The following is a 14498-nucleotide window of genomic DNA, read 5'->3' as shown; positions in this document are numbered from 1 at the left end:
GTTGTCTCCTAAGCAAAACTAAACTATTCTTTTACCCCGCTCATAGCGTCCATGCCACTTGGGGGCATAGAATTCATAATTACCGTCTTCCCTTAAGAAAAGGAATTTTGAGTCAGTATCCGTATTATGCCGGCAGGCAGGCGGGAAATTTATGGTATTTGACTCCATGCATTGCCAGACAGTTTCATCACTCCAATGGCCTTTTTTTCTGACCGTAAGCAATATCTCTTCGGCAGAGGCCCGACCACCCAAACCTGTAAGAGCTTTTTTGACCTCATCTATGCAAGTCTCGGGAGTGTAGCCCCTCCCCATGATATAACCGCCGGTCATAATGCCTTACTCCCATTCAATAGTGGAAGGCGGTTTGGAGCTTATATCATAAACCACCCTATTCACTTCTTTAACCTCATTAACAATACGGTTGGATATAACCGACAGCAAATCATAAGGCAGTTTCGCCCAGTCTGCAGTCATGGCATCTTCACTGGTTACAGCCCTGATAGCTACCAGATAACCATAGGTGCGGAAATCACCCATAACACCCACAGATTTAACATCGGTCAGGATAGCAAAGCTTTGCCATACCTGGTGATACATTTTGGCTTTTTTAATTTCGCTCATTACAATCCAGTCCGCCGCGCGGAGGATTTCCAGCTTTTCACGGGTAACTTCGCCTATAATACGTATTGCCAGACCGGGGCCGGGGAAGGGCTGACGCCAAATCATTTCGTCCGGCAGACCCAGCTCTTTGCCCAGCAGCCTCACTTCATCTTTAAAGAGATAGCGCAAAGGCTCTATAAGTTTTAACTTCATATGGGCAGGCAGGCCGCCCACGTTATGATGGCTTTTTATCTTGGCAGAAGCTTTAGACACAGAAGAAACGCTTTCTATAACGTCAGGATAAAGTGTTCCTTGTGCCAGAAAGTCAATCGTGCCAAGTTTACAGGCTTCATCTTCAAATACCTTTATAAATTCGCTTCCGATAACCTTGCGCTTTTGTTCGGGGTCAGTAACACCGCTGAGACCTTCAAGAAAGCGGTCAACGGCATCTACATAAATTATTTTCATGCCCATATGGTTTTTAAAGACGTGCAGTGTGCGGTCAGCCTCTTCACGGCGGAGAAGGCCGTTATTTACATAAATGCAAGTTAATTGTTCACCAATGGCTTTATGAATGAGTGAAGCCACAACCGCCGAATCTACACCGCCGGAAAGTGCACAGATAACTTGCCCGCCACCAACCTGCTCACGTATGTTTTGTATGCTTTCCTGAATATAATTACCCATAGTCCAGTTAGCATGGCATTTACATATATTGAAAACGAAATTTTTAAGAATGATTTTACCGTGAGGAGAATGAACAACCTCGGGATGAAACTGCAATCCGTAAATATCAAATTCATTACCCATAACTGCAACCGGGCAGTTTTCAGTGTAGGCCAGAGCCGTAAACCCTGCCGGCATTTTCTCAATACGATCCCCATGGCTCATCCAAACGGGAGAAGGTTCAGGCATATCTGCCAGAAGGTCCGTATTAACCACGTTTGAATGAAGCAAAGCATGCCCGTATTCACGTTTCTCACTATGTTCAACTACGCCACCCAATTGCTGGGTGATAGCCTGCATACCATAGCAAATACCCAGAACAGGCAGTTTACTTTCAAATATATAGGCCGGAGCTAAAGGTGCTCCCTGCTCATACACACTGGATGGTCCGCCGGAGAGAATAAACCCTCTAGGATTCAGATGGGCTATTTTCTCCCATGGAGTGTCATGAGAAACCAGCTCGCAGTAGACATGCATTTCGCGTATGCGCCGGGCAATAAGTAAGCTGTATTGTGAACCAAAATCAAAAATTACTATTGACTCACGCAGGTTTTCTTCGCCAGTAGCAATGCACTCCGGCTTGGCACCGGATTTTTCTTTGGCTATTTCCAAATAGGTAGAGACTTCAATATCCCCAGTAGTGGAAACTCTTAGGCTCTCGGCTGATTGTTTATTATTCATTTCGCTCATCATTTTCTTGATGGTAGCTTAACATTATAGGCTAAAATTGTAAAGCAAACAGGTCTGTTTTTACATGGTACAAGCCTGATAATACTTGACTAAATAACCCAAGAGTATTTAGATATATCTACCAATTTGTAAATGGCACAAGGTAATAAATATATGACACATAACCGATTTAATGAGGATATGGAAAACCAGATAACCAACGCCGTCAGGATACTTAAAGAAGGCGGAGTAGTAATATTCCCGACAGACACTGTTTATGCAGTTGGGGCATTAGCCCGAAATACCCATGCAGTAAACCGTGTATTTGACATAAAAGGCCGAGCCAATACCAAAGGTCTGCCCGCCCTGATAGGGGACGTCTCGCAGATAAATCAGGTAGCCAAGGTTTTTCCGGAGCTGGCCCGTAAACTGGCTGCAGAATACTGGCCGGGAGGACTTACCCTGGTACTGCCGAAGACAAATAATATTCCGCTTGAACTAACCGGCGGAAATGAAACAGTAGCCATACGGATACCTAACCAACCAGCGGTAATTGAAATGCTGAAACGAATCGGTGAACCAATTACCGGCACCAGCGCCAACCTCAGCGGGTGTAAAAGCTCACTAAATGCCACTGAAGCCCGAAGCCAACTGGGTGACAGGGTGGATTTTATCCTTGACGGGGGTCAGGTGAGCGGAGGAGTGGAATCTACCATAGTAGCTGTAAACAATAATGAATTGAAGATTATCCGCCAGGGGGCAATAAAAGAAGCAGATATACTTAAAACAGCGGGTAAAACCAGCCTTTCAGCTTGACAGCAAACGTGGACTGTGTTATGGTTAAACACTTCCAATAATCTGTCGTAAACCCGTCCTTTGAGGACGGTTTTTAATTCTTTCAAACGGGAGCGCATATATGAAAAGCGAAGATGTCAAATCAGGTATTGAGCGTGCCCCTCACCGGTCTTTGCTGCGTGCCCTGGGTCTGAATACAGAAAGTTTCCAAAAACCCTTTATCGGTATTGTAAATAGCTTTACCGAAGTAGTCCCCGGACATATTCACCTCAGACAGATTTCCGAAGCCGTCAAAGAAGGCATAAATGCTGCCGGCGGCGTAGGTTTTGAATTTAATACCATTGCGGTTTGTGATGGCATTGCTATGAACCATGCCGGCATGAAATACAGCCTGCCCAGCCGTGAAATCATTGCCAACACAGTTGAGATTATGGCTATGGCTCACGCTTTTGACGGACTGGTTTTTATACCTAACTGTGATAAGGTTGTTCCCGGTATGCTCATGGCTGCTTGCCGTTTGAACATTCCCTCTATATTTGTCAGCGGCGGCCCCATGCTGGCAGGACGTTTAAGGAAAAATGACCAGGTCAGCTGTGTTGATTTAAACAGTGTTTTTGAAGCTGTCGGTCAGGTGGCCAAAGGGCAGATGACCGAAGAAGAACTGCTGGAACTTGAAAAAGTAGCCTGTCCCGGCTGCGGCAGCTGTGCCGGAATGTTTACCGCCAATACTATGAATTGTCTTACAGAAGCACTGGGCATGGCTTTGTCCGGCAATGGCACTATACCGGCGGTGGATTCACGCCGCACACAGCTTGCTAAAAAGGCCGGCCAGCAGATAATGCACCTGATAAAAGATAATACACGCCCTAAAGATATAATAACACCGGATGCTATTTACAACGCTTTCAGTCTGGACGTAGCACTGGGCGGCAGCACCAATTCGGTTCTGCATGTTATGGCGGTTGCCCATGAAGCCGGGGCTGATTTTTCACTGGAGCAGATAAACCGTATAAGTGATTGTACTCCTAATCTGTGCAAGCTCCGCCCATCAGGCCCATACCATATTGAAAACCTTGACCAGGCAGGCGGAATAGGCAGCGTGCTGAAAGAGCTGAAACCATGGCTGAAAAATGATGCCCAGACTGTCTCCGGCAAAACCATAGGCCAGTTGGCAGATGACGCACCCAAAGCAGATAATAAAGTCATTCGTTTTGCCTCAAACCCGTACTCACCCAAGGGCGGGCTGGCTATTCTATTCGGAAATCTGGCACCAAACGGCAGTGTAGTTAAACGCTCTGCAGTTGCCCCGGAGATGATGGTTCACCGCGGGCCTGCCCGTATATTTGATTCTGAAGAGCTGGCTACCAAAGCCATTATGGGCGGTAAAATAAACCCGGGTGATGTACTGGTTATCCGTTATGAAGGGCCTAAAGGCGGACCGGGTATGAGGGAAATGCTTACCCCAACATCACTTTTGGCCGGAATGGGACTTGATAAAGAAGTAGCCCTGATTACGGACGGGCGTTTTTCAGGCGCAACCCGAGGGGCCGCCATGGGACATGTTTCACCGGAAGCAGCCGCGCACGGACCTATAGCCGCCCTACAGGACGGGGATATGATAAATATTGATATCCATAACTACAAGCTCTCAGTAGAGCTTTCAGATGAACAAATCCAGAAACGTCTGGCAAATGTGCCTGTGTTCGAGCCGAAGATAAAAAATGGCTATTTGAAGTATTATACGGAAAATGTCACCTCGGCCAGTACCGGGGCGGTTTTTAAAGACTAAGTCTAAGGGGGCAATGAGAAAATGAAATTGACTGGCGCCCAGATAGTATGTGAAAGTCTGCTTAAAGAAGGAGCAGATGTAATCTTCGGGTATCCGGGTGGAGTACTCTTGCCTCTGTACGATACTTTCCCCCAGTACCCCGCCTTAAGGCATATTCTGACGCGGCATGAACAGGGTGCCGCCCATGCCGCTGACGGCTTTGCCAGAGTTACCGGCAAAGTTGGGGTCTGCTTAGCGACTTCGGGACCGGGGGCTACCAACCTGATTACCGGCATTGCCAATGCATACATGGATTCTATACCCATGGTAGCTATAACTGGTCAGGTTACCCGTAACCTTATCGGCAAGGACGCTTTTCAAGAGATTGATATCACCGGTATTACTTTACCAATTACCAAGCAAAATTATCTGGTAACCAGAGCAAGTGCGCTGGCGGATACTATAAAGGAAGCTTTTTATTTAGCCCGAACCGGACGCCCTGGCCCGGTGCTGATAGATATACCCAAAGACGTATTCATTGAACAGGCGGAATTTGAATACCCTGATGAACCTGATTTACCTGGCTACAAACCCGTTATAAAGGGCAACCTGATGCAGATACAAAAAGCTGCCAAGCTGATAGAAACAGCTGAGAAACCGGTGATTATTGCCGGTCACGGGGTGAATATATCCGGTGCCAACGAGGAACTTAAAACTTTGGCGGAAAACTGCCAGCTACCCGTTATTACCACTTTGCTGGGTGTCAGCAGTTTCCCCGAAGACCATATACTAAGTTATGGCATGCTGGGTATGCACGGTATGGCTTACGCCAATATGGCTGTAGCAGCTACAGACCTGATAATAGCTATCGGCATGCGTTTTGATGACCGGGTTACCGGAAAGCTAAGCTCATTTGCTCCCCATGCCAGCGTTATTCATATAGATATAGACCCGGCTGAAATAGGCAAAAATGTACGAGTAGATGTACCTATAGTGGGTGACGTAAAAACCGTACTTAAATCACTCAACAAACAGGTGGAGTGCGTTCAGCACCCGGACTGGCTAAGACAACTGGAAAACTGGCGCAGGGAACACCCTCCGCTTTCCATAAGGCATACTGACCTTATCTTGCCTCAGTATATAGTCCAACAGATAAGCGAAGCTACCGGCGGCAATGCCATTGTGGTTACCGGTGTGGGTCAGCACCAGATGTGGGCGGCTCAGCATTACACCTATATCCGCCCCAATTCTCTGGTAACCTCCGGAGGCTTGGGCACTATGGGCTTTGACCTGCCGGCCGCTTTGGGCGCCAAGGTTGGCTGCCCTGACGAAACTGTCTGGTGCATTGCCGGTGACGGTGGCTTTCAGATGAATATGCAAGAACTGGGGACAATAGTGCAGGAAAGGGCTGCGGTAAAAATAGCTGTTTTCAATAACGGTTATCTGGGTATGGTTCGCCAGTGGCAGGATTTATTCTATAATAAAAATTACGTTGCCACTCCTTTGGGCTGCCCTGATTTTATAAAAATTGCGGAAGCCTATGGCATACCTGCTTTAAATGTTAAACGCAAGGAAGATGTCCGACCAGCTATTGAACAGGCTATGTCTGCCGAAGGACCTTTCCTTCTGAATTTTGTTATTGAACCTGAAGAAAACGTATATCCCATGGTTCCTCCCGGCGCCGCTCTCCACGAAGTACTGGAAGAACCTAAGAAAGAGGTGAGTGCATGTCCCCGACGAAGCATACCATAGTAGCTTTAGTTGAAGACAGGCCCGGCGTATTAAACCGCATGGCCAGCCTTTTCAGACGGCGTGGTTTTAATATTGACAGCATTGCAGTCGGACGTAGCGAAACGCCGGGTTTTTCCCGTATGACCATTGTGGTTGACGGGGCAAATACCATGGTTGAGCAAGTACGCAAACAGCTTGATAAAGTAGTAGACGTGGTCAAGGTTTCAGATATTACCGGGCAGGATATTATCTGCCGCGAACTGGCCCTCATAAAAGTGAAATCCACTCCGGCCAACCGCAGTGAAATAATGCAGATTGTAGATATTTTCAGGGCAAAGATAGTGGATGTAGCTTCCGACTCGCTGACAGTGGAAGTAACCGGAGATGAAGAAAAAGTAAATTCGCTATATAATCTGTTACGTGCATTTGGTATAAAGGAAATAACCCGCACCGGCCGTATTGCCATGACGCGCGGCGGGCTTGCTACCGCTACTGAATTGCAATCATCTAAAGAATTAAAAACAAAAGAGTAGAAAGCTCTAGGAGGAAAAATGGCTGTTATATATTACGATAAGGACTGTGACTTAAGCCTTATTGAAAAGAAAATTATCGGTATTGTCGGTTATGGTGCGCAGGGTCATGCCCACGCCCAAAACCTGCGTGATTCAGGTCTGAAGGTTATTGTGGCTTGTGTGGAAGGCGGACGCGGCTGGAAAAAGGCCACCGCTGACGGTTTCGAGGTGATGAGCGTAGCCGAAATGGCGAAAAAGGCTGACATTATTATGATGCTGGCCCCTGATACCGCTCAGTCCAAGATTTATAAAGACTCTGTTGAACAGGGACTGAAACCCGGCAAAATGCTGATGTTTGCCCATGGCTTCAATATTCATTACGGGCAGATAGTCCCCCCGTCTTTTGTAGACGTGACCATGATTGCCCCCAAATGCCCCGGCTATATGCTGAGACAGGTCTTCACCGAGGGTGCAGGCGCTCCTTCGCTGATTGCTGTTGAACAGGATGCCAGCGGCAAGGCCAAAGAAATGGCTCTGGCTTATGCCAAGGGCATCGGCTCTAACCGTGCCGGCATACTGGAAACCACTTTTGCCGAAGAAACCGAAACCGACCTTTTTGGTGAGCAGGCCGTTTTATGCGGCGGCACTACCTCTCTGGTCAAAGCCGGCTTTGAAACCCTGGTGGAAGCCGGATACCAGCCCGAAGTGGCTTATTTTGAATGTCTGCATGAGCTCAAGCTGATTGTAGACTTGATGTATCAGGGTGGTATTGCCTATATGCGTGATTCCATTTCTGACACCGCCAAATACGGTGACTTCACCCGCGGTCCCAGAGTTATCAACGAAGAAACCTATGAAACTATGGGTGAGATACTGGGCGAGATTCAGGACGGCAGCTTTGCCAAGGAATGGATACTGGAAAATCAGGCCGGACGCCCTGTTTATAACTCCCTACGCCGCATGGAGTCTGAGCACCTTATTGAAGAAGTGGGTGCCGAACTGCGCTCTATGATGAGCTGGCTGAAAAAGAAAAAGTAAAGGGTATTTTAAAATAACCATGACAGATTACATTCCAAATAATATAAGCGGACTGTATCACAGCCTGGCTGAAGGGAAACTTCTCATCCTTAGCAGCCCCTCTTTCTGGACGAAGAGGGGTATCCGGTTATAATGCTAAATATAGAGTAATTTTCTTTCAGAAAGGATTTTTGTCATGGACAAAATAAAAATTTTTGATACCACCCTCAGAGATGGAGAACAGGCTGCCGGTGCGTCTTTGAATGCACAGGAAAAACTGGAGATAGCCCGGCAGCTGGAAAAACTGGGGGTGGATATCATTGAAGCAGGTTTTCCCATCACCTCTCCCGGTGATTTTGAAGCGGTAAAGCTGATAGCCCAGGAAGTGCGCACCCCTGTCATCTGCGGTCTGGCCAGAGCTATACCGGCTGATATTGACCGTGCCTGGGAGGCTTTGAAAGAAGCTGCCCACCCCCGAATTCATGTGTTTATTTCTTCGTCTGAAATACACATGGTTCACCAGATAAAAAAGAGCCGTGAAGAAGTAATGGAGCTGGCGCGTACTATGGTTGCCAGAGCCAAAAGCTATACTGATGATATAGAGTTTTCACCTATGGATGCCAGCCGTTCTGACCCGGAGTTTCTTTATAAACTGCTGGAAGCAGTTATAGATGCCGGGGCTACCACCCTGAATATACCTGATACTGTGGGTTACGCTATCCCCAGTGAGTTCGGCGAACTCATAAAGGGTATCCGCCAGAATGTACCTAATATAAACAAAGCGGTAATAAGCGTACACTGCCACGATGATTTGGGCATGGGTACAGCCAATTCGCTGGCTGCGGTTAAAAACGGTGCCAGACAGGTGGAATGCACCCTGAACGGCATAGGCGAACGTGCCGGCAATGCCGCACTGGAAGAAGTGGTGATGGCACTGCGCACCCGAAGTGACTATTTCAACTTTGAAACGAGTATAAACACCCAGGAAATATACCGCAGCAGCCGCCTGGTCAGCGCTCTGACCGGTTTTGCTATCCAGCCCAACAAGGCTGTGGTGGGTGAAAATGCTTTCCGCCACCAGTCAGGTATCCACCAGGACGGCGTTATTAAAATGGCTAAAACTTTTGAGATTATGGACCCCAAAGAAGTGGGTATTCAGGCTTCCAGTCTGGTGCTGGGCAAACTTTCCGGCCGCCATGCCTTTAAACAGCACCTGACAGAGCTGGGTTTTGACCTCAACGAAGAAGATTTTGACCGCGCATTCAAAGCCTTTAAAGATTTGGCCGATAAAAAGAAGGACGTAACCGACCGTGACATAGAAGCCCTGGTTGCCGAAGAACTGCGGACTACAGTTGAGCTTTATCATCTGGACCGGATACAGGTTACCTCCGGAGACCGAGGCATACCCACTGCTGCCGTCAGACTAACCACCCCGAACGGCGGGGCAGTTGAAGATGCCGCTTTGGGCAGCGGGCCGGTAGATGCTGTTTACAAGGCCATAAACCGAATAGTAAATGTACCTAACAAACTGACTGAGTTTTCGGTCAAGTCTGTTACGGCCGGCATTGATGCACTGGGTGAAGTGCTTATCCGTATTGAGAGTGACGGGGTAACATATACCGGACGCGGATCAGATACGGATATAATAGTAGCCAGTGCCAAGGCTTATATGAACGCTTTAAACCGTTTGCTCAGGGTCAAGAACGCATCTTAAAAGGAGCGACATGCCATGCCGATAGAAGTGGAAATGCTGTTTCGCATTCTGCTGGCCGTGGTACTGGGCGGTGCTATTGGTTATGAACGGGAACGCTCGGGCAAGGCAGCCGGGCTGCGCACCAATACTCTTATCTGCGTGGGTTCCTGCCTGATAACGCTGGTATCTATATATGGTTTTTCAGAAACGGATATCAGCCGGATAGCTGCCGGGATAGTTACCGGGGTGGGCTTTCTGGGAGCGGGGGCTATACTCCGCCAGTCAGAGGGACATGTTGAGGGGTTAACCACTGCCGCCACTATCTGGGCTGTTGCCGGCATAGGATTGGCGGTGGGTGCAGGTATGTACTTTTTATCCGCCGTCAGTACCGGTGTGATACTGCTTATATTACTTATTGACCGGGTAAAATTCCGTTAGATATTCTTGGAGAGGTTATGATGAACTTAGTTGAAAAAATACTGGCCGCCCACAGCGGTAAAACACAGGTCAGCCCGGGTGATTTTATAAATGCCAAGGTAGACCTGGTACTGGCTAATGACATTACCGCACCTATAGCCGTTAAAGAATTTAAAAAGATTGGGGTCAGCAAGGTGTTTGATCCCAATAAGATAGTTTTTGTGCCTGACCATTTTGTACCCAACAAAGACATTGCATCTGCCGAACAGGTAAAAATGGTGCGTGAATTTGCCCGTGAGCAGGGGATACTCTTTTTCGAATGCGGCAAAATGGGCGTTGAGCACGTAATCCTGCACGAGCAGGGTCTGGTACTGCCGGGGGATATTGTGGTAGGCGCTGATTCGCACACCTGCACTTACGGGGCACTTGGCGCTTTTACTACCGGCATGGGCTCAACAGATATAGCCGCCGCCATGGCAACCGGTGAGGTTTGGATGAAAGTCCCCCTCACCATTAAATTTAACTATTCGGGCAAGCTGCCTAAATGGATTGGCGGCAAAGACCTGATTTTGTACACCATAGGGCAAATAGGGGTAGACGGGGCTTTGTACTCTGCCATGTATTTCTGCGGAGAGGCTATTGATGCCCTATCCATGGAAAACCGCTTTACCATGTCAAATATGGCCATAGAGGCTGGCGGCAAGGCAGGACTTTTCAGGGTTGACGAAAAAACCCTGGAATATGTAACCCCCAGAGCCAAACGCCAGTACACGGTTTATGATAATGATGCTGATGCATCTTATGCCAAAACATATAATTTTGATATTTCCAAACTTGAGCCGCAGGTATCACTGCCGCATTCACCGGCAAATGCCCGTCCCATCAGCCAGATTGGTAAAATAAAGGTTGACCAGGTTATCATCGGCTCATGCACTAACGGCAGGCTGGAAGACTTGGCCATATCTGCCAAGTTACTTGAAGGGAATAAAGTTAACCCTGATTTGCGGACTATTGTTATACCCGGTTCGCAGCAGGTCTATCTGGACGCCCTGAAGGCCGGCTATATTGAAACCTTTATCAATGCCGGGGTTGCGGTTTCCACTCCCACCTGCGGTCCTTGCCTCGGCGGGCATATGGGTATTTTGGCCGCCGGTGAACGCTGTCTGGCAACCACTAACCGCAATTTTGTAGGGCGTATGGGCAGCCCCAAGAGCGAAGTATATCTGGCCGGGCCGGCAGTTGCCACCGCTACTGCCATCAAGGGGTACATTGCCCATCCCGATGAAATTTAAATAGTTAACCCTGTCAGAGGGATACGAAGAAGCTCTTGTTTAAAACAGGCTTTATTCAGCTAGGAGAAAAGATGTTAAAAGGATTTGTACATAAATACGGTGAAAATGTTGATACGGATGCCATTATTCCTGCCCGTTATTTAAACGTATCTGAACCCAAGGCATTGGCCGAACACTGTATGGAAGATATAGATTTGGACTTTGTAAAAAAGGTTAAGCCGGGTGATTTTATCGTAGCCACCACCAATTTCGGCTGCGGTTCGTCACGTGAGCATGCTCCTATTTCCATAAAAGCTTCGGGGGTTTCGGCGGTTATAGCCTCCAGTTTTGCCCGTATATTTTTCCGCAACGCTATAAACATAGGCCTGCCATTGCTTGAAAGTGCGGAAGCAGCCGAAAAAATAAACAGTGGCGATGAACTGGAAATAGATTTGGAAAGCGGCGTTATCAAAGACCTGACTACAGGTGAAAGCTTTGCCGCCAAACCCTATCCTGAGTTTATGTCCCGCCTTATAAAGGCCGGCGGTCTTATAGAATATACCCGTGAAAAACTTTGCGGAAGAGGTGTTTAGTTGGATTTCAAACTGACAGTTCTGCCCGGTGACGGCATAGGCCCGGAAGTTATGGCCGAAGGCCTAAAGGTGCTTAATGCTGTTGCCAAAAAATACAAACATACTTTTGAATATCAGTACGGTCTTATTGGCGGCTGCTGCATAGACAAAGAGGGGGTGGCACTCAGTCCGACAACGCTGGCCATGTGCAAAAAGTCTGATGCCGTTTTACTGGCAGCCGTAGGTGACCCCCGCTTTGATGACCCCAAATTGCCGGTTCACCCTGAAGACGGTTTGCTGGCCTTAAGACGCGGCCTTGGTCTTTTTGCCAATATCCGCCCGGTCAAGGTGGCTCCTTCGCTGATAAATTCCGCTCCCGTAAAAGCCGAAATAATAAAAAGCACTGACTTTATATTTATACGAGAATTGACGGGTGGTGTTTATTTTGCCAAGCCGAAAAAACGCTGGACTACACCTTCGGGCATCCGCAAAGCTACTGACAGCATGACCTACTCCGAAAAGGAGATTGAACGAATTGTGCGTGTTGGCTTTGAATTGGCACGAAGCCGCAAAAAGAAACTGGTCAGCGTAGACAAAGCCAATGTGCTGCTGTCTTCACGCTTGTGGCGGCAGGTAGTTATAGAACTAGCAAAAGATTATCCTGATGTAACAGTGGAACATATACTGGTTGATGCCTGTGCCATGAAATTGATACTTGCACCCACATATTTTGATGTTATTGTGACTGAAAATATGTTTGGCGATATTTTAACAGACGAAGCCTCCATGCTAGCAGGATCTATGGGCATGCTGCCCTCTGCCTCTTTGGCAGGCATACCGGCAAAAGGCACTAAAACTTTCGGCCTTTACGAACCTATTCACGGCAGTGCACCCACTATTGCTAAACAAAATATTGCCAACCCCATTGCCACCATTTTAAGCATAGCCATGATGCTTCGCTATTCCTGCGGGCTGGAGGCCGAAGCTGCTGAAATCGAGGCGGCGGTTGACAAGGTTCTAGCGGCTGGTTATGCTACGATAGATATATTTAAAAAGGGCAACACCAAGCTCGGTACAGCCGAGATGGGCAGCCAGATAGCTAAAACGATAGGAGGCTAAACTCCTGTGCAGGTAAAATTATACGATACTACTCTAAGAGACGGTTCTCAGCGTGAAGGAATTTCCTTTACGGTAGCGGACAAGCTTAAGATTGCCCAAAAACTGGATGAACTGGGTATACACTATATTGAGGGCGGCTGGCCGGGCTCAAACCCCAAAGACAGCGAGTTTTTTACTCAAGCACGGTCACTTAAACTGAAAAATGCCAAAATGGTTGCTTTTGGGTCTACCCGCCGCCCCAAAGTTAAAGCCGAAGCAGATGCAACTCTGAAGCAACTGGTTGAGGCAGGTACGGAATATGTTACATTAGTCGGTAAGAGTTCAGCCAGACAGGTGACCCAAGTGCTGGAAACCACTCTGGAAGAAAATCTGTCCATGATTACTGATTCCATTGAATACCTGCGTTCAAAATGCATAAAGGTATTTCTGGATGCTGAACACTTTTTTGACGGCTACAAAGACAACCCCGAATATTCCATACAGGTTTTGCAGGCGGCGGAAAAGGCCGGAGCTGAGGGCGTGGTGCTTTGCGATACCAATGGAGGCAGTCTGCCCGAAGAAATAGCCAAAGCCGTAGAAGCGGTAACCAAGTCGGTAAATATTTGCGTAGGTATTCACTCTCATAATGATACAGAAATGGCCGTAGCTAACAGCATAGCCGCTCTCAAAGCCGGTGCCAGCCAGATTCAGGGTACGATAAACGGTTTTGGCGAACGGTGCGGCAATGCTAATTTATGTTCCATCATACCTATCTTGAAGTTAAAAATGAGTATAGACTGCATAACCGACAGCCAACTGAAACTACTAACTGAAACTTCCCATTATATAAGCGAACTGGCAAATCTGGTTTCCGAACCGTTTTTGCCGTATGTGGGTGCCAGCGCCTTTTCCCACAAAGCAGGCCTGCATGTCAGCGGCCTCAGCAAATGGTCAGGCAGCTATCAGCATATAGAACCGGAACTGGTGGGTAACCATCAGCGTCTGCTGGTATCGGAACTTGCAGGCAGGTCAAATATTGTCCAAAGAGCAAAAGCTATTGGCATAAATCTGACGCCTGACTCAAAAGAAGTCAAAGACCTGCTTCAGCAGGTCAAGAGAATGGAAAGCCTGGGTTTTCAGTATGAAAATGCAGAGGCTTCTTTTGATTTGCTGGTAAACCGCACCCAAATGGGTTATGCAGCCCCGTTTGAGCTTATAGACTTCATGGTAGTAGTGGAAAAACAGCGCCGCCCCTCAGCTATGCGCAGCCAAGACGAAATGATGGCCGAAGGTATAGTAAAAGTGAGGGTAGACGGCGAAGTTATGCATACGGTAGCCGAAGGCAATGGCCCCATAAACGCACTTGATGCTGCTTTGCGTAAGGGTCTTTGCCAGTTTTACCCTGAGCTTTCTTCCGTCCATCTTTCAGACTACAAGGTGCGTATACTGGAGCAGACCAGCGGTACAGATGCTTTGGTGAGGGTGCTGATTGAATCTACTGATGGTGAAAGTACCTGGCATACGGTAGGTGCCAGCCCAAATATCATCGAAGCCAGCTGGCTAGCTTTGTCAGACAGCTTTGAATACTGGCTGATTACCAAGAAATGTAAAAACTGCAAGAAACAGTAA

13 protein-coding genes are annotated in these 14498 nt (G+C 47.8%); 11 read left to right on the top strand and 2 right to left on the bottom strand.

The features are described from left to right. Window positions 1-18: 18 nt before the first annotated feature. Both ASJ33_RS04420 and guaA read right to left on the bottom strand, forming a co-directional pair. Window positions 19-330: a hypothetical protein gene (locus ASJ33_RS04420; protein ID WP_012882031.1), complete on the bottom strand. Its 312-nt coding sequence runs from the start codon at window positions 328-330 to the stop codon at window positions 19-21. Window positions 331-336: 6 nt separating this feature from the next. Then, the gene (gene guaA / locus ASJ33_RS04415) at window positions 337-1938 is read right to left on the bottom strand and encodes a glutamine-hydrolyzing GMP synthase (RefSeq protein WP_172644179.1); all 1602 of its coding nucleotides are present in this window, start codon (window positions 1936-1938) and stop codon (window positions 337-339) included. A 231-nt stretch (window positions 1939-2169) separates the two neighbouring features. Between guaA and ASJ33_RS04410 the strand changes: the two genes are divergently transcribed. From ASJ33_RS04410 to cimA, 11 genes are all read left to right on the top strand, one after another. Further along, complete coding sequence (locus tag ASJ33_RS04410; protein WP_023652303.1) at window positions 2170-2811, top strand: L-threonylcarbamoyladenylate synthase; 642 nt, start codon at window positions 2170-2172, stop codon at window positions 2809-2811. A gap of 100 nt (window positions 2812-2911) precedes the next feature. Then, window positions 2912-4579 (top strand): dihydroxy-acid dehydratase, encoded by a 1668-nt coding sequence (gene ilvD, locus ASJ33_RS04405; protein WP_041330881.1) that lies wholly within the window; start codon window positions 2912-2914, stop codon window positions 4577-4579. A 21-nt stretch (window positions 4580-4600) separates the two neighbouring features. Then, a complete protein-coding gene (ilvB, locus tag ASJ33_RS04400) occupies window positions 4601-6310 on the top strand; it encodes a biosynthetic-type acetolactate synthase large subunit (protein WP_023652301.1) in 1710 nt (569 codons plus the stop codon). Then, entirely contained in the window at window positions 6286-6822 is a 537-nt protein-coding gene (ilvN, locus tag ASJ33_RS04395) for an acetolactate synthase small subunit (protein ID WP_023652300.1), read from the top strand. The genes ilvB and ilvN overlap by 25 nt, the downstream gene beginning before the upstream one ends. 18 nt (window positions 6823-6840) lie before the next feature. Further along, window positions 6841-7839, top strand: a complete 999-nt coding sequence (ilvC, locus tag ASJ33_RS04390) for a ketol-acid reductoisomerase (protein WP_041330878.1) — start codon at window positions 6841-6843, stop codon at window positions 7837-7839. A gap of 175 nt (window positions 7840-8014) precedes the next feature. Beyond that, entirely contained in the window at window positions 8015-9532 is a 1518-nt protein-coding gene (locus tag ASJ33_RS04385) for a 2-isopropylmalate synthase (protein WP_041330877.1), read from the top strand. Between the two features lie 15 nt (window positions 9533-9547). Continuing rightward, window positions 9548-9949, top strand: a complete 402-nt coding sequence (locus tag ASJ33_RS04380) for an MgtC/SapB family protein (RefSeq protein WP_041330876.1) — start codon at window positions 9548-9550, stop codon at window positions 9947-9949. Window positions 9950-9966: 17 nt separating this feature from the next. Then, window positions 9967-11220 (top strand): 3-isopropylmalate dehydratase large subunit, encoded by a 1254-nt coding sequence (gene leuC, locus ASJ33_RS04375; RefSeq protein ID WP_041330873.1) that lies wholly within the window; start codon window positions 9967-9969, stop codon window positions 11218-11220. 71 nt (window positions 11221-11291) lie between these two features. Then, window positions 11292-11792, top strand: coding sequence for a 3-isopropylmalate dehydratase small subunit (leuD, locus tag ASJ33_RS04370; protein ID WP_012882021.1), 501 nt, complete (start codon window positions 11292-11294; stop codon window positions 11790-11792). Then, entirely contained in the window at window positions 11793-12890 is a 1098-nt protein-coding gene (leuB, locus tag ASJ33_RS04365) for a 3-isopropylmalate dehydrogenase (RefSeq protein ID WP_041330870.1), read from the top strand. Between the two features lie 6 nt (window positions 12891-12896). After that, the gene (gene cimA / locus ASJ33_RS04360; protein ID WP_023652293.1) at window positions 12897-14498 is read left to right on the top strand and encodes a citramalate synthase; all 1602 of its coding nucleotides are present in this window, start codon (window positions 12897-12899) and stop codon (window positions 14496-14498) included.

The organism is Dehalococcoides mccartyi (assembly GCF_001889305.1).
Classification (GTDB): domain Bacteria; phylum Chloroflexota; class Dehalococcoidia; order Dehalococcoidales; family Dehalococcoidaceae; genus Dehalococcoides; species Dehalococcoides mccartyi_A.
Note: the sequence above shows the minus strand (reverse complement) of the source record. Positions and strands in the feature narration are given on the sequence as shown.

Bases quoted from the DNA above. Each gene is read 5' to 3' on its own strand.
- ilvC (WP_041330878.1), top strand. From the start codon at position 6,841: ATGGCTGTTATATATTACGATAAGGACTGTGACTTAAGCCTTATTGAA.
- ASJ33_RS04380 (WP_041330876.1), top strand. From the start codon at position 9,548: ATGCCGATAGAAGTGGAAATGCTGTTTCGCATTCTGCTGGCCGTGGTA.
- ilvN (WP_023652300.1), top strand. From the start codon at position 6,286: ATGTCCCCGACGAAGCATACCATAGTAGCTTTAGTTGAAGACAGGCCC.
- ilvD (WP_041330881.1), top strand. From the start codon at position 2,912: ATGAAAAGCGAAGATGTCAAATCAGGTATTGAGCGTGCCCCTCACCGG.
- leuD (WP_012882021.1), top strand. From the start codon at position 11,292: ATGTTAAAAGGATTTGTACATAAATACGGTGAAAATGTTGATACGGAT.
- leuC (WP_041330873.1), top strand. From the start codon at position 9,967: ATGATGAACTTAGTTGAAAAAATACTGGCCGCCCACAGCGGTAAAACA.
- ASJ33_RS04385 (WP_041330877.1), top strand. From the start codon at position 8,015: ATGGACAAAATAAAAATTTTTGATACCACCCTCAGAGATGGAGAACAG.
- ASJ33_RS04420 (WP_012882031.1), bottom strand. From the start codon at position 330: ATGACCGGCGGTTATATCATGGGGAGGGGCTACACTCCCGAGACTTGC.
- ASJ33_RS04410 (WP_023652303.1), top strand. From the start codon at position 2,170: ATGACACATAACCGATTTAATGAGGATATGGAAAACCAGATAACCAAC.
- ilvB (WP_023652301.1), top strand. From the start codon at position 4,601: ATGAAATTGACTGGCGCCCAGATAGTATGTGAAAGTCTGCTTAAAGAA.